This is a genomic window from Aureibacillus halotolerans (assembly GCF_004363045.1).
GTDB classification, from domain to species: Bacteria; Bacillota; Bacilli; order Bacillales; family DSM-28697; genus Aureibacillus; species Aureibacillus halotolerans.
On sequence record NZ_SNYJ01000001.1, the window covers coordinates 215,310 to 241,872 of the forward strand.

The 26,563-nt window shown below is 44.2% G+C and carries 23 protein-coding genes; 16 read left to right on the forward strand and 7 right to left on the reverse strand.

What is annotated here, in order from left to right:
• Positions 1–64 precede the first annotated feature (64 nt).
• Positions 65–220 (reverse strand): DUF1540 domain-containing protein, encoded by a 156-nt coding sequence (locus EV213_RS01045; RefSeq protein ID WP_133578617.1) that lies wholly within the window; start codon positions 218–220, stop codon positions 65–67.
• A 172-nt stretch (positions 221–392) separates the two neighbouring features.
• On the opposite strand from EV213_RS01045, the gene EV213_RS01050 reads away from it, so the two are divergent.
• Entirely contained in the window at positions 393–1,031 is a 639-nt protein-coding gene (locus EV213_RS01050; protein ID WP_133578618.1) for an SGNH/GDSL hydrolase family protein, read from the forward strand.
• A gap of 1,283 nt (positions 1,032–2,314) precedes the next feature.
• On the opposite strand, the gene EV213_RS01055 is transcribed toward EV213_RS01050, so the two are convergent.
• Positions 2,315–2,803 (reverse strand): hypothetical protein, encoded by a 489-nt coding sequence (locus tag EV213_RS01055; RefSeq protein ID WP_133578619.1) that lies wholly within the window; start codon positions 2,801–2,803, stop codon positions 2,315–2,317.
• Positions 2,800–3,234, reverse strand: coding sequence for a VanZ family protein (locus EV213_RS01060; RefSeq protein ID WP_133578620.1), 435 nt, complete (start codon positions 3,232–3,234; stop codon positions 2,800–2,802). Before EV213_RS01060 ends, EV213_RS01055 begins: the two co-directional genes overlap by 4 nt.
• Before the next feature lie 178 nt (positions 3,235–3,412).
• On the opposite strand from EV213_RS01060, the gene EV213_RS01065 reads away from it, so the two are divergent.
• The 4 genes from EV213_RS01065 to EV213_RS01080 all read left to right on the forward strand — a co-directional run bounded on the left by EV213_RS01065 (position 3,413) and on the right by EV213_RS01080 (position 9,439).
• The gene (locus tag EV213_RS01065) at positions 3,413–6,982 is read left to right on the forward strand and encodes a dynamin family protein (RefSeq protein WP_166639108.1); all 3,570 of its coding nucleotides are present in this window, start codon (positions 3,413–3,415) and stop codon (positions 6,980–6,982) included.
• An 18-nt stretch (positions 6,983–7,000) separates the two neighbouring features.
• Positions 7,001–7,384: a carbonic anhydrase gene (locus EV213_RS01070; RefSeq protein ID WP_133578622.1), complete on the forward strand. Its 384-nt coding sequence runs from the start codon at positions 7,001–7,003 to the stop codon at positions 7,382–7,384.
• A gap of 30 nt (positions 7,385–7,414) precedes the next feature.
• Positions 7,415–8,317: a PucR family transcriptional regulator gene (locus EV213_RS01075; protein WP_133578623.1), complete on the forward strand. Its 903-nt coding sequence runs from the start codon at positions 7,415–7,417 to the stop codon at positions 8,315–8,317.
• A gap of 288 nt (positions 8,318–8,605) precedes the next feature.
• Complete coding sequence (locus EV213_RS01080) at positions 8,606–9,439, forward strand: hypothetical protein (RefSeq protein WP_133578624.1); 834 nt, start codon at positions 8,606–8,608, stop codon at positions 9,437–9,439.
• Between the two features lie 63 nt (positions 9,440–9,502).
• Here EV213_RS01080 and nadA read toward each other — a convergent pair whose 3' ends face one another.
• The 3 genes from nadA to EV213_RS01095 are packed head-to-tail and all read right to left on the reverse strand — an operon-like array spanning position 9,503 to position 12,990.
• Complete coding sequence (gene nadA, locus EV213_RS01085) at positions 9,503–10,606, reverse strand: quinolinate synthase NadA (RefSeq protein ID WP_133578625.1); 1,104 nt, start codon at positions 10,604–10,606, stop codon at positions 9,503–9,505.
• A complete protein-coding gene (nadC, locus tag EV213_RS01090) occupies positions 10,596–11,453 on the reverse strand; it encodes a carboxylating nicotinate-nucleotide diphosphorylase (protein WP_133578626.1) in 858 nt (285 codons plus the stop codon). The genes nadA and nadC overlap by 11 nt, the downstream gene beginning before the upstream one ends.
• Positions 11,422–12,990 carry an L-aspartate oxidase gene (locus tag EV213_RS01095; RefSeq protein WP_133578627.1) on the reverse strand — a complete coding sequence of 523 codons (1,569 nt, stop codon included), beginning with the start codon at positions 12,988–12,990 and terminating at the stop codon, positions 11,422–11,424. The genes nadC and EV213_RS01095 overlap by 32 nt, the downstream gene beginning before the upstream one ends.
• 181 nt (positions 12,991–13,171) lie before the next feature.
• On the opposite strand from EV213_RS01095, the gene EV213_RS01100 reads away from it, so the two are divergent.
• Together EV213_RS01100 and EV213_RS01105 are read left to right on the forward strand one after the other, a co-directional pair.
• A complete protein-coding gene (locus tag EV213_RS01100) occupies positions 13,172–14,314 on the forward strand; it encodes an IscS subfamily cysteine desulfurase (protein WP_133578628.1) in 1,143 nt (380 codons plus the stop codon).
• 779 nt (positions 14,315–15,093) lie between these two features.
• Entirely contained in the window at positions 15,094–16,335 is a 1,242-nt protein-coding gene (locus EV213_RS01105; protein WP_243739940.1) for a Bcr/CflA family multidrug efflux MFS transporter, read from the forward strand.
• Positions 16,336–16,472: 137 nt separating this feature from the next.
• Here the strand turns inward: EV213_RS01105 and glnA are convergent, their stop codons facing one another.
• The gene (gene glnA / locus EV213_RS01110; protein ID WP_133578629.1) at positions 16,473–17,834 is read right to left on the reverse strand and encodes a type I glutamate--ammonia ligase; all 1,362 of its coding nucleotides are present in this window, start codon (positions 17,832–17,834) and stop codon (positions 16,473–16,475) included.
• Positions 17,835–18,914: 1,080 nt separating this feature from the next.
• On the opposite strand from glnA, the gene EV213_RS01115 reads away from it, so the two are divergent.
• From EV213_RS01115 to EV213_RS01150, 9 genes are all read left to right on the forward strand, one after another.
• Positions 18,915–20,969 (forward strand): BglG family transcription antiterminator, encoded by a 2,055-nt coding sequence (locus tag EV213_RS01115; RefSeq protein WP_243739958.1) that lies wholly within the window; start codon positions 18,915–18,917, stop codon positions 20,967–20,969.
• Between the two features lie 22 nt (positions 20,970–20,991).
• Positions 20,992–21,435, forward strand: a complete 444-nt coding sequence (locus tag EV213_RS01120) for a PTS sugar transporter subunit IIA (RefSeq protein WP_133578631.1) — start codon at positions 20,992–20,994, stop codon at positions 21,433–21,435.
• Entirely contained in the window at positions 21,432–21,701 is a 270-nt protein-coding gene (locus EV213_RS01125) for a PTS sugar transporter subunit IIB (protein WP_133578632.1), read from the forward strand. Before EV213_RS01120 ends, EV213_RS01125 begins: the two co-directional genes overlap by 4 nt.
• A gap of 27 nt (positions 21,702–21,728) precedes the next feature.
• On the forward strand, positions 21,729–23,027 hold the full coding sequence (locus tag EV213_RS01130; RefSeq protein WP_133578633.1) for a PTS ascorbate transporter subunit IIC: 1,299 nt from the start codon (positions 21,729–21,731) through the stop codon (positions 23,025–23,027).
• Between the two features lie 82 nt (positions 23,028–23,109).
• Positions 23,110–24,102: a phosphotriesterase family protein gene (locus EV213_RS01135; RefSeq protein WP_133578634.1), complete on the forward strand. Its 993-nt coding sequence runs from the start codon at positions 23,110–23,112 to the stop codon at positions 24,100–24,102.
• Between the two features lie 12 nt (positions 24,103–24,114).
• Positions 24,115–24,852, forward strand: coding sequence for a creatininase family protein (locus EV213_RS01140; protein WP_133578635.1), 738 nt, complete (start codon positions 24,115–24,117; stop codon positions 24,850–24,852).
• Between the two features lie 4 nt (positions 24,853–24,856).
• Positions 24,857–25,591, forward strand: a complete 735-nt coding sequence (locus tag EV213_RS01145; protein WP_133578636.1) for an SIS domain-containing protein — start codon at positions 24,857–24,859, stop codon at positions 25,589–25,591.
• A gap of 48 nt (positions 25,592–25,639) precedes the next feature.
• Positions 25,640–25,786 (forward strand): hypothetical protein, encoded by a 147-nt coding sequence (locus EV213_RS20600; RefSeq protein WP_166639110.1) that lies wholly within the window; start codon positions 25,640–25,642, stop codon positions 25,784–25,786.
• A 107-nt stretch (positions 25,787–25,893) separates the two neighbouring features.
• The gene (locus tag EV213_RS01150; protein ID WP_133578637.1) at positions 25,894–26,556 is read left to right on the forward strand and encodes a TVP38/TMEM64 family protein; all 663 of its coding nucleotides are present in this window, start codon (positions 25,894–25,896) and stop codon (positions 26,554–26,556) included.
• Positions 26,557–26,563: the final 7 nt, after the last annotated feature.

Here is a 26,563-nt window from a genome sequence, read left to right on the forward strand (position 1 = left end):
AGCTCCTATCAAAGACTAAAACGCCAGGTCCTTAAAAGGACTTGGCGTTTTAGTGTTCGCATTTTTACACTTTTGGTTTAAACGTATTGCAATCTGTTTCCTCTTGTCGACCTGCATGTTTTCCGTGATGACTTACAACGAAAATTTGATCGGCCTGACATTGGTTTCCTTCTGCCCAGTGCTGACAATTTCGCACCTCACATAACACATCTTGCGCCATCATTAACACCTCCAAAGGGTTTTAATAGGCTTTGCTTCATGCTTACCTGTAGTCTTCCCAATATTCACTGAGAAAAAACCTTTTTGCTTCAGTCATTTGCCCTCACATTTCATTTTCCATTTCATACACTATCTTATCCATTGGACGTGCTTTGTTTTAGAAATGAGGGAGAATGATGAAGCCACCTATCCGCTATTTGGCGATTGGCGATTCACTTACTGTAGGTGTTGGAGGTAGTATTTTTTCAACGGGCTTTATTGGGCCTTACGCTACAGTTACAACGGACACGTTGCGTATACCTGTGCAAACACATTTGCTTGCAAAATCAGGAAGAACGAGCGGCGAGCTATATTCAGCACTTAAAACACTGCCTACACAATGGTTGACAACCTGTTCCCTAGTCACCATCACGGCAGGCAGCAATGATATGCTTCGAGCAGCGAGGACATATATGATTACAAAAGATGAAAAGGTATTGAAAGAAGCTCTTTCTCAGATCATTCACCAGCTAAAAAAAATGATTACCTTTTTATACTCGTTTCAGCCAACGCATCCTCCGCTTATCCGTATTGCCAACCTTTATAACCCTTGGCCCCATGACAACGTATTCAATACGTGGGTCGTGGCTTGCAATAGCGCTTTGTTGTCCTTAGAAACGCCCCGCATAGCTGTGGCAGATGTGTACGCTCAATTTGAAGGCAACATCCCACACTATTTATCCTTTGATGACCTTCATCCAAATGATGCGGGTTACAGAGCCATGGCCTATGCCTTTTATAAGGAAGGATATGAGGGTTTGAAAACGCAATGAGGAAGGGACGTAGTAACGTGAAAGATAAGAAGCGTATCAGTACATTCGTCTGGGATACGCTTCTTCGCTGTGATATTTTGTTACCTCAACTTTCGCACCTTACATTTTGCAGACAAGCTTAGATATAACTGGGCAAACCTGAAATTCATAGCTAGGGTTGCTTTTTATACAAGCTGCCCTACGCTCGCTTTCCATTATATCCACTGAATACAGCCGGTTTTGTTCTCAAGATGTTAATTGGTTTATCTCACCTTGCTCTTACTCATGCACAGCCAGCGTTGTTATCTAAACATAAGTCCACCTCAGCATCAATACTGCACTAGGTGATCCAACTTGAATGAAACGATGCACTTACTTGTCTTGTTTGGTAAGCAATCACTCCTTAACACGCTTTCTTACTCGTCATACGAGACCGGGACAAATAAAAACATATTTACACAGAAACAAACATCAGCGTAGTCAAAATACGCAGACTCCTGCGGTATCAGCGCGAGCTGAAGATCCCCTCGGAAAGCTCGCTTTCCGAGGAAGCTGAAGCCGTGCCCGCGGAAAGCGAAGTATTTTGACGAAGCGCTCGTGATTTCTTCGCACCCTAAAGGGCATAAGGGCAACATCGATTCGAAAATACCTCATCGTGTTTTCTTTGCCGCTGGAGTCTTACTAGTGGCTGCTTTTAATGATCCGCATTTATAATTTAATAACAATATAAAAAAGACTCTTTTAGTGATCTAGGAAGTAGAAGTCCGCTTCAATACTGAAGACGACCTTTTAGAAATACAGAATTGTGAGCACAGGCACCATTCTTATTTACTGAATACAGTAGGCGTTGTTTGGAGAGGTCAATTGATCTATTTCACCTTGCATCAATTGCCCAAGTTATCTTAATTATAAACAAATCTTAAATCCACCACTTCATCAATAAGCACTAGGTGATGTAACTTTGCATGAAACGATGCACTACCTTGTCTTGATTGGTAAGCACTCACGCCTTCACACGCTTTTTTCCCCGTTAGACGGAGACCAATAAAAAATAAAAACAATGTACGCAGAAGCAAACCCCAGCGAAGTCAACATACGTAGACTCTAGTGGGATCAGCGCGAGCTGAAGATCCCGCAGGAAAGCAAGATTCCGAGGAAGCTGAAGCCGTGCCCCACAGAAAGCGAAGTGTGTTGACGGAGCGGTCGTCATTCCCTTGCACCCCAGGGCATCATCGATTCGAAAGGACCTCATCGTGATTGCTATGCCGCTAGAGTCTCGCTAGTGATGTTTTTAATGATGCACTTTATTCATTCACAATCTCACCATTGGGCAACATACGAGGGTTTTTCAGCGCACCACCTTCTTCTACGAAGTGCAGTGAATACGCTTGCACTTTTTGATCCTCTGACCAAAATAAAAATAGCTGGAATTGCAGCAACCCTTCCTTTAACGCCTCAGTGTCAACTTCGTCCTCTTCGTTTGATGCTGGTGTAAAGGTTTGCAATGCGCCTATGTCATAGCGCCAAAGCAGCTTTTCTCCTTTTGCGCTATGCATTTGGGCGCTCGGTTCACCTAGAGCGCTTTTCACACTGTTTTGCGACGTTCCCTGCTGCACAATGGCAAGCAAATCCGCCGCTCGTTGCGAGGTTTGGGTCATTGGTTTTACTGGCTCAGCTGACAAATCAGTCATTTTAGGTGGCTGAGCGCCGGGGGTTTCCGATGCACTGTTTTGTTGTTGACAAGCAACCAATAAGAGGACAAGCAGGAGGACCAAATACATCGCTTTCTTCATACATACCCCTCCTCCTTTGCATGTGCGTTTTTTCCTTTCCTATTCCAAATAGCGGAAGCGAGAAGAAGAAATAAAAACGCTCCGGTTGAATCAATAACAACATCATACCAGACGCCAGTCCGTGACGGGATAAAGCTTTGACAAAGCTCATCAAATACTCCGCAGCCTGTCGCGATCATCCATGCGAGCTGCTTGGCGTACTTCACTTTTCTCAAGACCCTCCATAGTAAAACAGCCAACGCGCCGTAAAGTATAAAATGAGTTGACTTTCGAACAATAATATTCAAGAGGTCTATGTTTATTTCGACTGGCAGCCAAGAGGTCAACGTAAGCAACACTGACCCTGTTCCATGTCCAGTGAACACTGGCATACTGTACATACAGACCAGCATGAGAATCCATCCAGTAACAATTCCCACTGCATATTTCACATGTCTCCCTCCATTTCCTGCCTGTCATTTGACGTTGATTTCATCTATCCTATTATAGAATTAGATTAGTATGTTTCATTGTACCACGCTTTATCGGAACTGTTGTTTACTTGTCATTTCGAATAGGGAATGCTATTTTTTTATTAAACCTCATTGCGCTTGCAGAAAGGAATTGCTCATGATTGCCTCATTAGACCATTCGTCCTTAAAAGAATTTCTAGGACTATATCAACACATACAACTCACTGGTGATCAAGAAACAGCCAAAAAGCTCCAAAGACGCATACAAAAAGCCGCAGAGAATGAATGGCATATTGCTTTGTGCGGTCATTTTTCCGCAGGTAAATCAAGCTTAATTAATGCTTTGATTGGCCAAACCTTACTGCCTTCAAGTCCCATCCCTACAAGTGCTAACTTAGTTGAAGTCAAAAAAGGAGACGCATCTGCAGTCGTGTCTACGATGGCTGGTGCTACCTATGCACTCCCTATCCCGTTTACTGCTTCTGACTTGCGACCTTTGCTCACAAATGGAGACGATGTGGAATCGGTTGAATTACGTCACCCTGACGTACGACTTGAAAGCGGATGCACTTTGCTTGATACGCCAGGTGTCGATTCCGTCGACGAAGCCCATCAAAGAGCTACCGAGGAAGGCATGTACTTAGCTGACATGGTCGTATACTGTATGGATTGCAACCACGTGCAATCAGACGTCAATGTACAGTTTTTACAATCTATAAAAGCGCTTGGTAAACCGATCGTTCTTGTCGTGACACAAATGGATAAACTCCTTGACACTGAAATCGAAATTGAGCAATTTCGACGTGATACCGAGACTGCATTTAAGCAGTACGACATTCCGACAGAACATCTCTTTTTCATTTCTGTCCAGGCACCTGGGCTTAAGAAAAATGAATGGGCAGACTTGCAAGCATTTCTACATACGCATCAGCACAATCGTGGCGAAACGGACCAGCATGCTGCGCGTATGCTAGTCGACGAGCATATTGAATGGCTACGTATGCAGCAAGAAGAAGATAGGCAATTAAATGAACACATCATTGCTGATGCAGATGAAAACGATATCCAGGCGGCGACAGAAAGTCTTCAGCTCTTCTCAGACGAGATCCAACAAGCAGAAGCGAAAAGGGATGCGTTCATCAAAGCCGCTCGACAGGACATTGAACAAACCGCGTATAACGCCCCTTTGTTCTCGTTTGATGTGAGAGAACAAGTCCGAGTGTACCTAGAAGCGATGGAAGCCAATTTTAAGCCTGGATTGTTTTCAACGAAAAAAAAGGTGGAAACCATTCGTCAGGAGCGACTTACTCAATTAAACGAGAGCCTTCAGAATGGCTTGGAGCATTTGCTTGGCAATTTACAAAATACGCTTCAAACCCATTTTCAGTCTGTAGAAGTCACCTCTCCGAATGTGCAGGCAGCTGTTTTTCAAACCACACTTCCATATCAGCCAAAAGACTTGCACAGCTTAATTCAACCCGGTGCCACAGCCAACCCTGACTACGTGCTAAAATATAGAGATGACGTAATGAGCCACATACGCCATCTTGCCAAGCAAGCCTTCTTTCCACTTATAGATGCAGGGGCTGAAGCACTCACAACTCAAATTGAGGAAAAGAAACGCGCCCAGGCGGATGACGTTTCCCGTTGGGGAGCATTGGTGGACGCTGCGAATAAGCTAGAAACGCTCGACCAAAAGCTAGCCGAAGCAAAAGCGGCTCTTCTATCAGAGCTCGAAGCCCCTACTCCCGTTAAGCATTCGTTGCTGGAACAACTCCTGGCACCTAAACAGCCAGAGCCACTACCAGACTTCTCTACACAAATGGAGGATGAATTACATACGACGGAGGAAAACGAGCCTCTTTATTCAATGGCCACAAACGACGTAAACAAAGAGCAATTGCTTTCCGATTTATATAGGGCTGCACAATGTTTAACGAGTGTGACTAATTTGGAGCAATCGCGTCTCCGCCTGCTTGAAAAGGCGAAACGGATTGAAAACAAACGCTTTACGGTCGCTTTATTCGGCGCCTTCTCTGCTGGAAAATCATCCTTTGCCAATGCGCTTTTAGGTGGCTCTTATTTACCAGTGTCACCACAACCAACGACGGCTGCCGTCAATCGCATTTACCCCATTGATGAAACTCATCCTGACAGACATGCCACCATTCATATGAAACAGGGCGACGACCTTCTTGACGATGTGAATCACGCCTTAGCTCCAACAGGAAAACAAGTCACTCAATTAGACGATATCGAGTTGCTACGTTCTACGCTGTCATGGCCAGAAAATGCCGGCGCAAATCAAGCGTTTTTCAATGCCTTTCTCAAAGGCTGGGCGACACAAAAATCACATATTGGGACAGCCTTTACCGTTGGTCCTGATCAATATGAGGCCTATATCGCTGACGAAGCATTGGCTTGCTATGTAGATTCCATTGATGTGCATATTGATTCTCCACTGACATCTGAAGGAATTGCACTTGTAGACACCCCTGGGGCAGATTCAATCAATAGCCGGCATACGTCTGTGGCGTTTGACTATATCAAAAATGCGGATGCCATTCTTTTTGTGACGTATTACAACCATGCTTTTTCGCGAGCGGATCGTGAATTCCTCGACCAGCTTGGCAAAGTGAAGGACGCCTTTGCTTTAGATAAAATGTTCTTCATCATTAATGCGAAGGATCTTGCGGCAAATGCCGATGAGCTGAATGATGTCGAGACATATGTGCAGCAGCAGCTTGCAGAGCGTCACATTTTTAGACCAAAACTGTTTTCTGTCTCCAGCAGACAAGCCTTGCATAATGAAACAAAGGTGCAGTCTGGTTTAGCCGACTTTCAAACAGCCTTCCAACAATTTGTTCAACATGAGCTATCTGCCGTAGTCGCCAATGAAGCCATTCAGGAACTCCATTTTCTCGATCACGTCATTAAAGAAGCGTTAGAAAACGCGCAGCTGTCTGAAGAAAAGCGTACAGAAAAAATCACGGTCATTGAAGCGCAGGCGAAGCAATTAACAGCGTCAATGAATGAAAAAAACGCGGAACCTCAATTAGACGCCATCCAAAACGAGACCGCCCAATTGTTGTATCATGTACGCCAACGCACCATGCTGAATGCAACATCATGGTTTAAGCAAGCCTTCCACCCCGGACTATTTTATGGAACATCTTATCAAGAAGGCATCGCTGAAGGGGTCAAGGAGTTCCTTCAAATGATAAATACTGCCCTTGTGCAAGAATTCAGGGCGACCGCATTACGTTTAGAACAAAAGGCAACAGTGCTGATCCAAGACATGTACCGGTCATGGGAAACCCCATTAGCGGACGCTTTTCACACAACTCTTCCTCATTATGAGCCGGAGAAAAAAGCAGTGCCTGACCCAATTGCAGATATTCAAGTCGAACAGACCGTCATTAGGCAGTTGCAAAAGCAAATTAAGTCTTCACGACACTTTATTGAAGGGTCAGGTCGAACGGATGCGCAATCGACGCTTTTTGCCATCGTAGAGGAATTGCTTGAGCAGTGGAGCCAAAATGCAACTGACGTCTATCAGCCATGGAATATCGCTCTCGTCAATACACAGCTTGCTGATGCCAAACGACTGGCGATTGAGGTCACAACCCAAACAGCTGAAACACATACAGCCTCTCTTTCGCCAATCTCACAAAGCGACTGGCAGGATGCTCATGAAGGCATTCAAGCCATCGTTAAACACTATTAATAGAAAGTAGGGTCTCACATGACACAAAAAGAATTCGTTACTGTTATAAACTGTATGGATGGACGCGTACAGGAGTCTGTTCAACAATGGATGCAAGAAACACACAACGCCAAATACGTTGACTCGATTACGGATGCCGGTCCGAACAAACTGATCTTAGATGGTACTGAAGACGATATTAAACGATTCAAAAAGATGCTAGACGTCTCTATTCTCATTCACCACTCCAGCCTCGTCGCTGTAGTTGGGCATGAAGGCTGTGCGGGCAACCCGGCGCCTGAGAGAGAGCAATGCACGATGACCGAGAAGGCTGCTGAAATTATTCAATCATGGTATCCCGATGTGCAGGTCATTGCTTTGTATGCGACACTTGAAGGACAAATAAAGCAGCTTTCCGAATGAAAGGACGTTGTAGAAAGGCGCTGAAATTGAATGGCTAATCAATCTGTGATTGACCAATTAAAACAGATTTTTCGTCATAACGTCATCATAGAAGCTGAGACGGATGCGACGACGGATGTTGACGCCTTTGAATGGTTTCAATTCAAAGGCGAATGGATTGGTGTTCGAAAAGTGGCAATGACGACAAAAGAAAGACAGCTGCTTACGTTGTTTCTTGACTTGGAGCATGTGGATGAACGGTCCTTGAGTTCTCATCAAAAGCCTTGGCACCAGCTTTTATTTACAACGAATCCTCCAGCTGAAGAATTGCCTTCCTACCGCCTGCTCCATTTTCATATGAAAGAAGCCCTTCTCGATCGAAATGCGTTTGAAGAGGCCATTATTGGGCTTTACCCTTATGAACCTGTTCTTTTATGGGAGACGCTCCATCGAGGTGTTTTAGTGGAGCCACAGAATGCACAGCTGGAAGAAGCGATTGCTTATGAAGATTTAGCCGAAGCGCTCACAGGTGATTTCTATACAGATGTCCATTTATACGTTGGTCAGATTGCAGAAGCTGGACTTCGTTCTCCAATTTCTTATCGTCTGGAGAAAGAAAGCTTTGACCTAACAAGGACACTTAATACGAAAGCTCATGTATTCACACATAGCCATCAGCTTCCCCTTTTCCTTCTTTCCCATTCGTCTCCTGAAGCAAGAGAAGAGCTACAGCTATTGCTTTCTGACATTCGTGACGACAAAGAGCTGATGGACAGTATTCGTACCTTCCTAGAGTGCAATATGAACATTACGACCGCGTCAAAAGCGTTGTTTATTCATCGAAATAGCTTGCAATACCGTGTGGATAAATTTATTGAACGAACACAGCTCGACGTCAAAAGCTTTTCACAAGCAGTTACTGTATATCTTGCCATGCTCGCAATTGACTTTTAATTCTAAGCTGCCCTGAAAGTCTACTACGGACTTTGAGGGCAGTTTTTGAATTGTTTCGATTCAGTGTTCGAGAGAGTTGGAGATATCTCCAACACGTCATTTTTTAAGTTCAGACCTATTTTCAATCATTTTCCAAATGAAACATTACCACTAAAAAGGAGAGCTTGATCTCAATAATTCAGAAAATGAAGGAGAAACAAATTTTTTATAAAAATAAGAAGGAGTTTGTCGATCAATAACGAATTCAGAATTAATAAAAATAAAATATGCCCCAAGGAGGAGACATTCATGCGCTACCAAGAATTAGTAGAGAAACCTTTGGTTGAACAAGAACATCATATTCGAGAATGGCGAGAAACGATGAAGACAGCGGAAATCATCGAGATGCTAGGCTGTCCGTATTATAAACTTTATGCCATGATGAAAAAACTAGGCATCCCATTGCGAGAGAAAAAGCATACGAAACGAACAGTCCCTGTCGAAGAGGAACAAATGGAAAGTTACAGGAAAGAAACGATTCCTTACACTCGCTTCCAGCTATTACCTGTCCATCAAAAGAATGAACTTATCCAGTTGTACTTAAATCAAAATTCTGCTCAAGAGCTCGCACAACTCTGGGATGTAAGTACAGCTACAGTCTACAATCAACGACGTAAAATTGAGCAAGCGGATAGGAAACTCAATGGTTCATTTTCTAATGGACAAGGCCAGAAGCAGCAAAATAATTTAAGCACTGACGTGGAAAAAACACTAGCGCTGCTTCAAAAAAGAACAACACACTCATCAGTGGATTCCAAAAGCATATTGCCCGCTTATCGTTTTAACCATGAGCAGGAAAATGAAGACCGTTTGGCTTTTAACGTGACTGGCACATTCACATCGAGTGAGATTATCGACAAATTAAAAGCGCTTTATCCATTTATCGAAGATCGCGGCAAAAAATATAAATTAAGTGTCCAAATTTTTGAAACAACTGAAGACAGTGATACCTCTCCTAACTCTCAATCGTCAGCACACAAGGACCTTTATAGCGAAGAATCGTTTTACAGTACTGATGAGGAAGAGGAGGAGAATCAGGATTATACAAAAAAAGAAGCCGAGCCAGCGAGTAACTATAGTTAATTCAGTAAGCGATTTCATATCAAAAGCGATTCCCTATGAAACATGGAATCGCTTTTTTGTCGATTAAGCAAGCTGAAACATCCGATCAATTGCGCGCCGTGCTGATGACGCCGTTTGTTGATCGACTTTGATTTGATTGACAGGCTGCCCAAGTGCAATTTGTTCAATGGACCATGTCAAATGCTGAAGATCGATGCGATTCATTGTTAAACATGGGCACATATGGGGATTTAGCGACGTTACTTCTTTGTCTGGGTGCTGCGCTTTTAGTCGATTTACAAGATTCATTTCGGTGCCAACAGCCCATTTTGAACCTGGAGGAGACGCTTCAATTTCTTTTATAATGGCGGCGGTGGAGCCTGAAACGTCTGCCGCTTGAACCACATCAAACGGACATTCTGGATGAACAATAATTCGAACATCTGGAGTTTCCTCACGTAACGTAGCAATTTGAGCCGTCGTAAATCCTTGATGAACCGAGCAATGACCTTTCCAGAGAAGCAAGACGAGGTCCTCCTCATTGCCTGCAAGTTCACTTTTCAATGTATCGGTAATTGGATCCCACATGCCCATCTTCGTTAACGGAATCCCCATATCAAATGCTGTATTTCTCCCTAAGTGTTGATCAGGCAGAAATAGAATGCGTTTCTTTTTTGAATAGGCCCATTCCATCACCTTTCTTGCATTTGAGGAGGTTAATGTCGCCCCACCATGATCACCGCAAAATGCTTTAATTGCTGCTGTTGAATTGACGTAGGTCAAAGGAATAATCGTATCACCAAAACGTTTTTGTAAATATTCCCATGATCGCGACAACTGGTAATGATTCGCCATATCTGCCATTGAACAACCTGCACGTTCATCTGGAAGCAATACCTTTTGATTGTCCTTTGTAAGAATATCCGTTGTTTCAGCCATAAAATGCACGCCACAAAACACAATCCATGACGCGTCCACGGTCGATGACCATTGAGCCAATGCAAGGGAATCTCCTGTTTTATCAGCGAAGGGCATCACTTCCTCCTTTTGATAATGATGCGCTGGGATCACTAGCTCTTCACCAAGTGTTGCACGCACCTTGTGAATTCGTTCGTGCATTTCCTCCATGCTCATATGTTTGTAATGTGCTGGCAATCGCAGTGTCTTGGACAATACATCAAGTGCCATACTTTCTACCCCCTTGTAGATTAAAGCTAATATCCAAGCTTTTCGCCGAGTGGGTGAGTTTACCTAGAGATACGAAATGAACACCTGTTGGTCTATAGGCAGGCAGATCTTCAATATTCACCGCTCCTGACGCTTCTGTGACAAGATGATTTGGAACCTCTTGTAGCCAGTCTGTAAGTGTTTCAGGCGACACATTATCAAATAGGATGCTTTGAAGCTGATTGGATGCTTTGAGTGCCTCTTGAAACTCGCTATAGGTTTCTACCTCCACCTGAATCGGCGTGAGATGCCCTGCCGCTCCTCGCACCAACTCAATCGCTTTGGTCACGGAGCCTGCAAGCGCAATGTGATTGTCTTTAATTAATGCCCCATCATACAGACCGAAGCGCTGGTTGACACCTCCGCCACAGACGACCGCATGCTTTTCAAGCATGCGCAAGCCTGGTGTGGTTTTTCGTGTATCACATACACGTGTGACCGAACCATTAAGTAAACGAGCAGCCCTGTTCGTCAACGTGGCAATACCACTCATACGTTGGACCAAATTCAGGATAACGCGTTCCGTCTCCAATAAATAAAGAAGCGGGCCTTCGATTTCACCCAAGATTGTCCCCTGTTCAATGACATCGCCTTCATTGATATGCATACGTATCGTCACGTCTTGTGATACATTGAGCAAGGGTAGCATATCGATGACGTCTTTTCCGGCAAATACGCCTTCCTCCTTCGCTATCCATTGCCCTTTCCCTCTCTTTCCGGAAGCAATCGGCTGGCTCGTAATGTCTCCGTGACCGAGGTCTTCTTCTAAAAACGCTTCAAGCATGCGTTTGAGCTGCAATGTCTGCACTCTCTATATCCCCTTTCCACAGTGATGATTTGTGGTGATTGATGCGTTTGTTTTCCCAATGCTTTTCTGGATTTCTATAATCGCTTCGATAATGGCCGCCCCTGCTTTCTGTCCGAAGTCTTGCGGCAGCCACAATGCGTTCCGATACCACAAGGCGATGCAGCAGTTCCACTTGTTTAACAGACAAACGTCTCCAATCGACGCCTAGTGCCATTTCAGCGATTGGTTTAAGCTGACTATGCAACATGGAGAGCCCTTTATTTTCACGAACAATGCCACAAGCTTTCGTCATTTCGACTTGCAAATGTTGTGCAGATAAACGTTGACGAGGTATTTGCAGCATGTGAGAGGTCGTCTCAGGGTGGAGCAGCGATGACGAGCTTTCCTTTGAGGAAATGCAGACAGCGACTCTTTGACCACAGACAATGGCTTCGAGCAAGGAATTGCTCGCCAAGCGATTCGCTCCATGAACACCTGTGCACGCAGCTTCGCCAATCGCATACAACCCCGGAACAGTCGTCTCTCCATCCATAGTAGCGACAATGCCACCCATCATATAGTGAGCTCCAGGTGAAACTGGCAGTTTTGTACTATGTTCATAGCCATGTGCTTTACACATCGCAGCAATTCTAGGAAATTGCACTGCAAAATGCCGTATGGAAGATATATCAAGAAATACGTCTTCCCCATGCCCTCGTTTGTGATGAATTGCACGAGCAACGACATCTCTTGGGGCAAGGTCTCCAAACGCATGGATCTCCTTCATAAATGAATTTCCGGTGCCATCCACCAATACAGCACCTTCTCCACGCACAGCCTCAGACACTAAACCAATGCTTTGACCGGCGTGATCTAGCAATAATGTTGGGTGAAATTGCATAAACTCCATGTCTGTCAGAAGTGCTCCTGCTTTAAGCGCGAGTGCAGCGCCTGACCCTATCGACCCGCCACCGTTTGAAGAATGAGCAAATAAATCAGCACATCCTCCTGAAGCGATGATCGTTGCAGGGCTGAGATACGTTTGCTGTTGATTTTCTCGCGAGACAGCATGTGCACCGATACAACAGCCTTCTGCATTGACAGCGAGTTCGACGACTGTGTGATGAAATGCAATCTCTATATTTGGCGTAAGGGAATTCAACAACGCAGTGATCAACCCTACCCCCGTTTGATCTCCATCAATGTGATGGATTCGTCTTTGTTGGTGGCCCCCTTCTTGATGGATATGAGGGGAAAACCGGACGCCACAATTCGAGAGAAATCTCATAGCTGTTGTCGCTTCTTTGGTCATAATAGACGTATTTTTGTGATGGCAATGCCCTGCCCCTGCTTGACGTGTATCCTCATTATGAAGCGACCACGTATCCTCCGCTTCCGTTGCTGCCGAGACACCACCTTGGGCTTTCCAAGAACTTGACTGCTCACAAGTGCCTTTCGCAAGCACAAGGATGTTCATAGTATCTGGTAAAGATAATGCTGCTGTAAGACCTGCTAAGCCAGAACCAATAATGACGCAATCATAGAAGGATGTGTGCATCAAGGTACACCTCTATTTTTTATCATTTTCCAAGAATCCGAGACCTTGAGAAATCAACTTATCACCCAAGTGTCTTGACACATATCTTTACACATAATTATAGTTATGACAAGGCATTTTTATAGAAATTAATCCTCAAGCTTCTCAAACTAAATGGAACGTTTTATAGGAGGTCACACGAATGCATTATTTTGATTATGCAGCTACAACGCCAATGAGCGAAAAAGCCTTACAGGCATACGTTGAAGCTGCCAGAACGTATTATGGAAACACACAAGGGCTGTACGACGTTGGCACCGATGCCAGCAACGCCATTCAGCAATGTTGCTCCTTATTCGGTGAGTGGCTAGGCGGAGAACCAAGCGGAGTTACATTTACATCAACGGCGACGGAGGCGAATATTCTTGCCATTATCGGCATTATTGCAGCAAAGCCTTCCTATCAAAGAAATATCATCTACTCCCCGTTAGAGCACCCTTCCATTCATATGGCCGTCGAACGGGCCGTCCGTCTTTATGGAGCAAGCGCAACCGAGCTTAAGCTAAATGAAGAGGGGATTTATACAGCGAGCGACGTCGAACAAGCATTACGCGACGATACAGGATTAGTTATTTGCTCTCACGTCGTGTCTGAGCTCGGCTTCATAGAGCCAGTGAGGGAAATTGGGCAACTGTTAAAACATACACCTGTCCACTTTCATGTCGATGCAGTGCAATCATTTGCGCGCTTGCCATTTTCCCGCGATTTGTATTCATTTGACTCGTGCACACTTTCCGCACACAAATTTTACGGACCAAAAGGCGTAGGTATCCTTTGGATGGACCCCGCTGTTCGGTATACGCCCCCATTCAAAAACATCACTCATCAAAACGGAAGAAGACCAGGCACAGTTGATGTCCCAGGAATTCTTTCCGCGACAACGGCCGCAAATGAAACACGCTTACGTCAAGAAGATACAATGGACCATGTCTCGTCACTTTATATGAAACTTCGTGAATGGAATGTTACCCAAGTGGCATATGAGCTTATGGATTTACATGAGCGACAATCCCCTTTTATCGCTGCTGTGACGAGTTCCTTTATGGAAGGTCAGCATATTATGCTTGAGCTCAACAAAAAAAATATCGCTGTGTCCACAGGGACAGCATGTAAAGCGGGAGAGCAAGACCCATCAAAAGCATTGATGGCTAGAGGCTATGGCTCTCTTGCTGCGAGAAGACTTATCCGAGTGTCCTTCAGCCACTTAACTACGCACGAGGAACTAGATATCCTGTTACACGAATTAGAACGAATCTCCGAAGACTATGCGGGCAAGATCAACTAATACGAACAGGTCAAACAGTATAACTCAACTTTCGCACCTTACATTTGGAAGAGACGCTTAGATATAACTGGGTTAACTTGAAATTCAGTGTTGGGGTTGCTTTTGATTTTTTAAAGCTCTTTACATGCTCAGGCATGACTTATAAAAAATTATTAAATTTACTCATCCCAGCTAATTCAAATTCCTGTTATATGAATCGGGACAAAATAAAAACTATTTATGCAGAAACAAACATCAGCGTAGTCAAAATACGTAGACTCCTGCGGTAAAGAAAACACGATGAGGTACTCTCGAATCGATGTTGACCTTATACCCTTTAGGGTGGAATAGCGCGAGCTGAAGATCCCCTCGGAAAGCAAGATTCCCAGGAAGCTGAAGCCGTGCCAGGCGGCAAAGAAAACACGACGAGGTCTTCTCGAGTCGATGTTGCACTTGTACTCGTAGGGTGAAAGCGAAGTATTTTGACGAAGCGACAGTGTTTTCTTTGCACCCTAAAGGGCACAATTGCAACATCGACTCAGGCACAGCAAACATTGAAGGTGATTTTGCACTGCGTAAGTTGGGTTAGAATAACCAAAAAAATAGTGAGTCCCATGGTTACGGGGCTCACTATTTTCATGGCTAAACGTTCCTTCGACGAGGTCATATACACACGTTAATGTTATACTTTCAAATTGTGTTATTCCTGTAAACCTACTATTCTATGCCAAATATCTCTTTAGCATTCCAATCGTTTGCGTTACAATGAGTAAGTATTTTTTTATGAAATGGATTACATCATGATGAACTCATCATTGAAAGGCTGTGACCTCTTGACCGCAATACAACGTTTTCGAATGGCCGTTCTTCTTGGCTCGCTTGCCGCATTCGGGCCACTCACTATTGATATGTACTTGCCAAGCTTTCCAACGATAGCGAATGATTTGAGTACCAATGCATCGCTTGTGCAAGTTAGTTTAACCGCTTGTTTGCTCGGCTTAGGCTTAGGGCAGATGTTTCTAGGTCCTTTAAGTGACATTCAAGGGCGACGCAAGCCATTGTTGATTGGAATTGCCCTGTATGTTGTCGCCTCCCTTATTTGTGCGGTCTCTAGTTCTATTGAACTGTTCATTGCAGGGCGCTTTATTCAAGGTTTTGCTGCCTCTGCGGGAATTGTGATTTCACGCGCCATTGTTCGGGACATGTTCTCGGGTCTTGAGCTAACAAAGTTTTTCGCCCTTCTTATGCTGTTAAATGGGCTCGCACCAATTCTTGCCCCTGTTGTTGGTGGTGTCATTCTAGAATTCACAGATTGGAATGGGATTTTCTATGTTTTAAGTGCTGTTGGTGGCATCATGCTTCTCATTGTCTTCTCTTCTTTAAAAGAGACACTTCCATTGGAAAAACGTGTTCCAAGTACCATCCTGTCAACCTTTCGTACGTTCATTGACCTATTGAAGGATCGCCAATTTACAGGGTACGCGTTAACACAAGGCTTTATGACAGGTGCCATTTTCGCCTATGTATCAGGCACTCCTTTCGTGTATCAAACGATTTATGGCGTTTCTCCGCAAACGTTTAGCTACCTCTTTGGTGTGAACGGACTTGGTTTAATGCTTGGCGTTTTTTTAGTCGGTCGGTTTGCAAACAAATATTCCGAAACAAGAATCCTTCAGGTCGGTTTAACAATAGCAGGAATAGCAAGTGTTACTCTTTTTTTCACAACGCTTTTTCAAGGTCCGCTTGTGCTGATCGCAATTCCGTTGTTTTTCTTCGTTTCCACCATAGGACTAATTTCAACCACGTCCTTCTCGCTAGCCATTGAAACGCAAGGACATCGAGCAGGGAGCGCATCTGCCTTACTTGGGCTGCTGCCATTTTTGCTAGGTTCAATTACAGCGCCTTTGACTGGAATTGCCGGAGAGTCAACCGCCCTGCCAATGAGTTCTGTCATTCTCATCTCCATTGCGTTGTCATGGCTCGCCTATCTAGGTCTCGTACGAAAGGGACAACAATCGATAGAAAGGGGCGTCTCCCATTAATTGATTGTCACTCCATAGGAGAGTTCTCTTTCTAAGACTGTTGGCGTTTCTGATGAACACTACGATAAAAACGTGCCAAATCGATCTAGTCGATTGGCACGTTTTTTAATGAGCTTTTGGCATAGCACTTCGTTTTTTTAGAATTTTGTTTGGTACTGCTCTATTTCCCAACCAGTCACAGCTGTGCGGAACGAATCCCACTCGTTGCGCTTCGCCGCAACGTACTCTTCAAATACGTGGTCACCTAATGTGTTACGACCGAAGTCGCCTTCTTCAAAAGCATTGATTGCTGCTTCAAGGCTGCTTGGAAGATTGTCAATTTGACGCTCCTTCAATTCAGCTGCATCCATTGCGAAAATGTCTGCATCCACAGGATCTACAACTTCAAGTTGACGATCGATCCCATCAAGTCCAGAGGCTGCCACAACGGCGAAGGCGAGATAAGGATTGGCAGATGGATCCGGGCAACGAATTTCAACGCGCGTGCCAGCTCCTCTTGTTGCCGGGATTCGAATTAATGCAGAACGGTTTGAATCCGACCAAGCAATGTAACAAGGAGCCTCGTATCCCGGAACGAGACGTTTGTAAGAATTGACAAGTGGATTAGTGACTGCAACGAAATTTTTCACATTGTCAATCATTCCAGCGATAAACTGGTATGCTAATGGCGAGAGTTGCTTTTTATCCGTTTCATCAAAGAAAGCATTTTCTTGCTTTTCGATATCGAAAAGTGAGATGTTGGTGTGCATTCCGCTTCCGTTCTCACCAGCGATCGGTTTCGGCATAAAGGAAGCATGAAGCCCGTGCTTTCTGGCGACTGTTTTAACGACCCACTTGAAGGTTGTTGAGAGATCTGCAGCGCCAAGAGCATCGGCATATTTGAAGTTAATCTCGTGCTGTCCAATGGCCACCTCATGGTGAGATGCTTCTATAATAAAGCCCATTTGCTTTAATGTTTTGTAAATGTCCGTACGTACTTTTTCACCGAAATCATGTGGGGATGGCTCAAAGTAGCCTCCAAAATCTTGCGTTGTTTGCGTTGGACGCCCTGCTGCATCAGTTTCAAACAGGAAAAATTCCAATTCAGGTCCTACAGAAATAGAAAAGCCTTTATCAGCTGCACGCTTTACTGTTTTTTTTAACACGTTTCTTGGATCTCCTGCAAAATCCGTTCCGTCAGGATTTTTTACAGAGCAGATGAAACGCGCTTCAGAATACTCTTCCGTTTTCGTCCAAGGCATCACACAAAACGTTGATAAATCAGGCTGTAAGTATAGGTCAGATTTATTAATTGGAGAGAAACCTTTTATCGATGACCCATCAAACATAATTTTTCCAGAGACGACGTCTTCCACCTGGGCAGATGTTACCGTCACATGCTTCATAATACCCTCAATGTCAATAAATTGAAGATGCAACAATTCAACAGCATGAGCACTAATTTCTGACTGGATGCTTTCAAGTGTTTTCGTATCTGTCGGATAAACAACGGTTGTCATGTTAGAACTACTCCCCTTCATATGTTAGGAAAAATAACATGTATGATTTTAAACTTATTTTATCTGATCTTTATGTTTAGTGCAATCCTTTTCTTCAGGAAATTTGAGTGCGCAACGACAAATTATATACTCAACTACGCACCTTACATTTGGCAAACACGCTGAGATATAAATGGGTAAACCTGCAATTCAATATGTTCGTTGCTTTCTATACAAGCTGCCCTACGCTCACTTTCACCCTAAAGGCACAAGTGAAACATCGACTCAGAAGTACGCTTCGTCGTGATTTCTTTACTACTGGAGTCTCGCTAGTGATTGCTTTTATTGATGCCGCTGCATCAATACTGCACTAGGTGACGTAACTTTGCATGAAACGATGCACATACTTGTCTTGTTTGGTAAGCAACTCGCTTTTCCAATTTCTCCGTTATATGAGACCGGGACAAAGAAAAACAATTTACTCGGAAACAAACATCAGCGTAGTCAACATACGTAGACTCCTGGCGGCAAAGAAAACACGACGAAGTCTTTTTGAGTCGATGTTGCACTTGTACCCTTTAGGGTGGAACAGCGCGAGCTGAAGATCCCCTAGGAAAGCTTTTGCTTTCCTAGGGAGCTGAAGCCGTGCCCGCGGAAAGCGAAGTATTTTGACGAAGTGGTCGTGATTGTAAAAAGTGCAACATCGATTCGAAAGTACCTCGACGTGTTTTCTTTCTTTGCCGCTGGAGTCTCGCTACCTCTTTTCCATACAGGCCAAAAGGCTTACAATAAAACAAAACGTTTCTTATAAGCCCATTGGAATTAAAGCGCTATCAATTTTTAAACAAAAGTAGATTTGAAATAATCGTGCTTTTTTTCTCTTTCTTTTTCATTATAAATACTTCATTTTTATTCTGTTTTTGCCGATGAACATTTGGCTGTGATATGAGTGACATTCAAATCTTTGCACAAAGCTCTGGGGGACATTTGGACTATACGTTTTTCCTAGGGAACTGTATAGTTAGTCCTAGAAGGGCGTCACTCACATCAGCTTGCACTGAGGAGGGGTTTCCCATCGATTTAGACCGCAGAACAATGATGATGTTGCACCATCTTTTGGATTCGCACGGCCCGGTTCCTGATTATGAGTTGCAAGAAACATTCATGATTTCACGTCGAACCGTATATTCTGACATTCAACAGCTTAACTTATGGTTGACGGATATTCATTGTGCTCAAGTAGAACGGGTTCGTGGGCAAGGGTTTCAGATTCATTCTGACTTTACAGAGCGTATACGTAACCAGCTGCTTCGCGGAAATGATTTGGCCTACTCCTACACGCCAGTCGAACGCCGCGCATGGATTGCCATCTTAGTCATGTCACATCAGGACACATTCTGGTTTCTTGAAAACCTTAGCGACGTTCTTCTCGTCAGTCGAAACACCATCCTTGAGGACATCAAGGGGTTGCGCGAGGATCTTGCCACCTTTCAGCTTGAGCTCCTTTTTGACCGCCACACTGGCAATGGCATTCATGGAGAGGAAGCAAACATCCGTACTGCTTTAGGGTATTTCCTTCCACAAGCATTTCCTGTTCCGTTGTGGGAACACTTAACGTCTTATGCAATTCCTGCACCAATAGCGGATGTGAAGGAAGATTTTGTGCTTGCACGTGACTGGATCCACCTTGCAGAGAAAGAGTTGGACCTACGCTTTACAGATGAGATGGTGCATACCCTCGTATTACGCCTAATGTTTATTTTAAGACGCATCACGAATGGCCATAATGCTCACTTGTTAGAGGCTGATATCCATGGATTAGAAAAAACTCCCCAATTTGTAGCGGCAAAGAAAATGGCAAAGCGTATTCTTTCGTCTAAACATGTGGATTTTCCAAAAAACGAGATTTATTACCTCGCCACATTGTTGCTCTCAGCGAAAGTGACGTCTGACCATGAATTCAAACCTGCAGACAGTGAAGTGGATTTTTATCAAATGGTCAAGGATATCGTCGACAGTTTTCAAAAAAATGCTTGCTTGCTTCTGCGACACAGAGAGCATATAGAAGAGTCTCTTTTAATGCATATTCAACCCGCTTACTATCGTTTAAAGTATCACATTGACCTCGGGACGCCTCACTTTCAGTCTATTAAGGAAGAGTATCCCTACGTTTATGAGCTGACGAGTAAGTCAATTGATGCATTTAGAGATGCGCTTGCTGTGCCTGTTCCAGAAGATGAAGTCGCCTTTATTGCAATGCATTTTGGCGGATGGCTCAAACGTGAAGGGGCAAAACCTGAACGGAGAAAAAAGGCATTGCTTGTTTGTGCTAGCGGGATCGGAACATCACGATTGTTAAAGCAACAGCTCGAATCACTGTTTTCTTCGTTAGACATTGTTGGCCCTGTTTCAGTCCGCCAATACGAAGAGGATGCATTTGTTGTGGATGTCATTATTACAACGGTCTCCTTACAGAATGATTCCATCCCTGTTCTTAAGGTTGAGCCGATCTTAAAAGATGCAGATAAGGAATGGCTCTTAAAAAAGACAAACCGGTTGTTCGGCAACACGGAAGCACCAAAACCAATGGTTGAAGGCATTCTCTCAATTGTCGGTCAATACGTCGATTCACCACTCCCTTCTGAACTTGAGCAGACGCTAAGAACCTATGTTGCGCAGCATACGCATGTAAACGAAGTCATACCAAGCACACCTTATACGCTCTCTGATTTGTTGCAACCAAGCTATGTTCAGCTGCAGAAAACATGTACTAGCTGGCAAGAAGCCATCATCGCTGCCGCAGAGCCTTTAAGAGCCGCAGGTGTCATTGAACGGAGCTACGTTGAGGCGATGATTTCGATCGTCCACTCGTATGGTCCTTATATGGTCATCGCACCAGGCGTATCGCTTCCGCACGCACGTCCAGAGGATGGTGTGAAAAAGCTCGGTATGAGCATCCTCACATTAAAGCAACCTGTTGATTTTGTTGGAAAACCAGTGCAAATATTGTTTGTGATTGCCCCAGTAGATGAACACAGTCATCTTGAAGCCCTTTCAGAGCTAACGAAATGCTTAAACAGTACTACAAAACGAAACCAACTTCTTGACATGGAGACAGCAAACAAAATGTCAGAGTGGCTTCAAATCGGAGAGTAAAATTACGCAGGAGGCATACACCATGAAATTTCTTCATCGTTCACTTGTGAGTTTGACCGGACAGGCAACAACCCCAGAAGATGCCATTCAGGAAGCTGGTGAATTGCTAGTGTCTGAGGGATCTGTTCAGCAGGGTTATGTCGATGCTATGGTACGTTCTTTTAAAAAGAATGGACCGTATATCGTTCTAGCTCCGCAAATCGCAGTCCCTCATGCAAGGCCAGAGGATGGGGCTCATGAATCCTCGATCTCACTTGTGCGGTATGAGAATGGCGTTGTCTTCGGTCATACAAGCAATGACCCAGTGAAGCTTGTATTTGCTCTTGGAGCCACATCAAGTGAAGAGCACCTTGAACTATTGAAACGCCTGACAACGCTCCTCTCAAAAGAAGCAAACGTTGTGAAGCTACTCAATGCTACGAGTTATGAAGACATCGAACAAATCCTAGGAGGTACGACAATATGAAAGTATTAACAGTATGTGGTTTAGGTCAAGGAACGAGCTTGATATTGAAAATGAACGTAGAATCTGTTTTGCAATCAATGGGGATTTCTGGAGCTGACGTCGAAAACACAGACGTTTCAAGTGCATCAAGCATGAATGCAGACTTCATTATTACGAGCCAGGAGCTTTCAGAAACTCTTGCAGGTCATTCATCGACCATCATTGTTGTGAACAATTATTTTGACGAGGAAGAAATTAAAAAGGCTCTTGAGCCACATGTATCATAAATGACAACTAAATAGGGGGATTCACCCATGGACATTATTTTATGGATCGCACAAAACATTTTTGTTACGCCGGCTGTTTTACTTGGCTTAATCGTACTTATTGGGCTTTTATTGCAAAAGAAAGGCCCTAGTCAAGTTATTAGCGGAACATTCAAAACAATCATTGGTTTCTTAATTATCAATGCTGGTGCTGGCGTTATTGCAGGGACACTTGGTATATTCGAACCGATGTGGAAAGAAGTCTTTAATCTTGAATCAACTGCATTATCTGATTTCATGGGCCAAGACGCTTTTAGCAACGAATTCGGTTCTATGGTCGCAATGGCGATGACGCTTGGTTTTCTTATCAATGTATTACTTGCTCGATTTACTAAGGCGAAATACATTTATTTAACTGGACACATGATGTTCTGGACAGCGATGATTTTTACTGGGATTGTCGTCAACACCGTCGGTACAGATGTGAATTTCTGGGGAGCTGTTATCCTCCTTGCCGTCGTTCTAGGCATTTATTGGACTGTGCAGCCAGCGCTTACACAGCCGATCCTTCGTAAGATTACAGGTAATGATAATATCGCCTTAGGACACACATCTGCGTCTGTCGCCCTTCTAGGCGCCCTTGGTGGAAAACTATTTGGAAACAAAGAAAATGATGCTGAAAAATTAAAGCTTCCTAAAGGACTTGAGTTTTTACGCGACTCTAACGTAATTACCGCTCTCACAATGGGCATCCTGTTTGTTATAGGAGCCATTGTTGTGATGACAAAATCAACACCTGGCGCTCAGGAGCTTGTGGCATCTGCAGGTAGCCAGAACTTTATCGTGTTCGCGATGATTCAATCGTTTACCTTTGCAGCAGGAATTGCTGTTGTGTTGATGGGGGTACGGATGTTTATCGGTGAACTCGTCCCTGCTTTTAAAGGAATCGCTACGAAGATCGTCCCAGGTGCAAAACCTGCCTTTGATGTTCCAATTATTTTCCCGTTTGCACCAAATGCCGTTGTTCTTGGATTCTTAGGCGCATTCGTTGGCGCTTTAATCTGGCTCGTCATCATTGGAAATACAGTCGCATACATCTTCGTCCCTACGATGATCGTACTCTTTTTCCACGGGGCAGCTGCAGGGGTTTTTGGAAACGCAACTGGCGGTGTTCGTGGAGCCTTGCTTGGTGGTTTCCTAACAGCAACTGTTGTTGCATGGGGACAGTATTTAATGGTAACAACATTTATTGGAAAAACAATTCCAGACACAGCCATGTGGGCAGCCGATTCTGACATGTTTATTCTCGGTCCGATCGTGAGTTTCCTCGCCCAACTACTTCTATAATTTATCTTTTCTGGCTCAGTTTGGGATGTTCACTTACTGAGCCAGATTTATTTTACCTAAATAAAGAAAGGTTGATTTAATCATGAGTTTTGTCCGCACATTCGAAGGGGATCTTCCACCTGGTGAGCTTGGCTTTACATACGCACATGAGCACATCGTTTGTCGTCCTCCTTACTGGGTTGAGCGTGGAGCTGACGATTTATTGCTTGATGATCCTGAAAAATCGCTCCTTGATGTCAAAGATTTTTTTTCACTTGGTGGCAACACAATTGTCGACGCAACAGCAGTCGATTACGGTCGCGACGTCTTAGCCGTACGTGATATCGGTCGAAAAACTGGTGTACAGATCATCGGTACCGCTGGATTCAACAAAAGCTTTTTGTGGGATGCCAAAATTCCCGAACACCTAAAGCCACATATCGGGGATTTTGCCAGCTTTTACGAATGGATTGACCAGACGAGCGTACATGATCTTGCTAACTTTGTGATCCGTGAAGTTGAAGAAGGGTTAGAAGGAACGTCCATACGCGCAGGACAAGTGAAGTTTGGCACAGGCTATAATCGGATGACGCCTCAGGAAGAGAAAACAATGAAAGCTGTGGCCATTGCGCATCATGAAACAAAGGCACCTGTTCATTCTCACACGGAAGCTGGTACGATGGGGCTTGAGCAAGCGGAATGGCTCCGCCGTGAAGGAGTGGATTTAAACAATTGGAGCGTGGGGCATATGGACCGGAACCCTGACCCCTTCTACCACATCCAAATGGCCAGAACAGGAGCCATGCTTTCATTCGATGGCATTGCCAAAATTAAATATGCCCCAGAGAGCACGCGGATAAATTGTATTCTGAACCTCGTTGATCATGGATTTGAAGATCAGATTTTAATCAGTGGCGATACGGCTAGAAAGACATACTACAAGCACTACGACTATGGGCTTGGTCTTGAGTATATTATTAGCAAATGGAAAACCCGCTTTACCGCAGAAGCAACCGAACGTGGCTATGATGCCGAAGCCCTTGTGTATAAATTTTTTGTGCAGAATCCTGCACGTTGCATGACATTTTCCAAGTAAAGGGTGAATTGAATGGAATTTCAGTATGAGACATCAGCGACGATCAAAACAAAAATACAAGAGCGTCCAGTTGCAATATTGCCAGTAGGCGCTGTAGAGGCCCATGGCGCTCACCTTCCACTCGCCACCGACAATATATTAGCGGATCAAATGTCCAAAAAACTTGCGGAAAAGAGCCCAGCGATGGTTCTCCCTACCCTTCCCTTTGGTCAGGTGTGGAGCCTAAAAGATTTCCCTGGAAGTCTCACAGTATCCAATGAATCGCTTATCTCCATGCTTGTCGATATAGGTGAAAGCTTATACCGACAAGGGTTCAAGATGTTTGTGATGATGAATGGTCACCTTGGCAATGCGGTCGCTTTGAAAGAAGCTGCCCGTGTACTGTATGACAAACATCCAACGCTTAAGGTCTTTTATTTCTTTTATCCAGGCATGAAAGAGACTGTCCCACAAATCAGAGAGTCTATTTCTCCGCACAGTAATTATTTTCATGCATGCGAAATCGAAACCTCCTATATGCTGTATCTCGCTAAGGAATTCGTCGATATGAACAAAGCCATTGATGACATGCCAACCATTCCCGACACAGCAGACGTCACCCCCACCCCTTGGCAGGACTTCACTACTACAGCTGTTTTAGGCGATGCTACACTAGCTACTGAGGAAAAAGGCCGATTTGTGATTGAACATTCATTAGACATAATGGCCAATTTAGTAGCGGCTGCCTTGAACGAGAAGGAGGAGAATTAAGCAAATGATAGATCGTTATTTTTCAGGAATCCTAGAGCTTCATAACCTTGTGAAAGATCGTGAGCATGGAGCGATGAAGGAAGCTGCGGATCAAGTTGCTAAAGCGATTGAAGCTGGGAAGATCATTCATCTTTTTGGCTGTGGTCATTCGCATATTCTTACGGAGGAAGTGTTCTATAGGGCTGGTGGGCTCGTTCCCATTCACCCGATTTTCCATGAACCGCTTATGTTGCATGAAGGGGCTGTGACTTCTTCATCGTTAGAACGGAAAAATGATTATGCTCTTACCTTTATGGAAGAGGTCGATATCGAGCCTGGTGACGTAATGATTGTCTTGTCAACGTCCGGGCGCAATCCCGTCCCTGCAGATGTTGCCCTCATTGCTAAACAAAAAGGGGCGTTTGTCATCGGAATAACGTCTCTCACTTATTCAAAAAGCCAGCCTTCGCGTCATAACGAGGGGTACCATTTATACAATGCCGTTGATCTCGTAATCGACAACCACGCACCAAAAGGAGATGCCTTGTTGTCAGACGACGCAGTTGATGTCCCTTTTGCGCCTACGTCAACGGTCATTGGGGCGACAATCTTAAATGCTATTTTGGCCGAAGCTGTAGGGATCATGGCAGCCAACGGCTTTGAACCGCCGATCTTTTTGAGTGGCAATATCGATGGGTCTGACGAACGTAACAATGCATTGATTGAAAAGTACAAAGCACGCATTCCGTTGCTTTCATAAAAGCTCCCTGCAAACTCATGACCAAAATCCATCACCTGGATATCGGTCATGAGTTTTGTTGTGGTTGCTTTATATACAAGCTTCCATATGGTGCAAGCGAAGTATTTTGACGAAGCCGTCGTGATTCATGGTGTAGAAGTCTACTTCGTTACTGAATTTTCTTCTCCCTCAATGCTCACTAAATCAGATGGATGAAATTTACTTACACTTCATAACCGTCTAAAACATAGGATTGTCACATACATCTGTTAGAATAAACATATAGGCAGTTCACTTTGGTGTTAGAAAGAAGGCGATGCCCATTGAAATCGAACAAACTTTACATTTGGATAGCGCTTATTTTGGTCATCGCGCTGGTGCTTCTCTATTTAAATCATACAATCTTTCATTGGTCACCGGAGAGTATCCGTGACTGGCTTTTGCAGTTTGGTGCATGGGCGCCTATCGTATTTATGATCATCTATACGATTCGCCCACTGACTCTGTTCCCGTCATCAGTGCTCTCAATTACGGCTGGTCTTGCGTTTGGCACTTGGTTCGGCGCTCTGTATGCACTCATCGGAGTGACTTCTGGTGCCATTCTATCCTTTTGGATCACGCGGCGCTTTGGCAAAAGCATTCGCCGGAAGCAATGGGCGGATACTTTAGAGAATATCCAGGAGAAAGTTGATCAAAACGGATTTCTTTACGTATTGACATTTCGAGTAATGCCCTTGAATTTTGATCTTGTCAGCTATGCTGCTAGCATGACAAAAGTATCTATTGGTTCCTACATTGCCGCGACGTTGATTGGCATTCTTCCCGCCACCTTGGCCTATACCTTTGTTGGTGGTCAGCTTGTTGATAATCCATGGGTAGTCCTGTTCATGGTCATTGGCGTTGCTATTCTAGGAATAATCTATTTCTGGGCAAAAAAACATGTGTCCTTTTTACAGGTTACCTCAAACAAAAATAAAGATATGTGAAAAACGC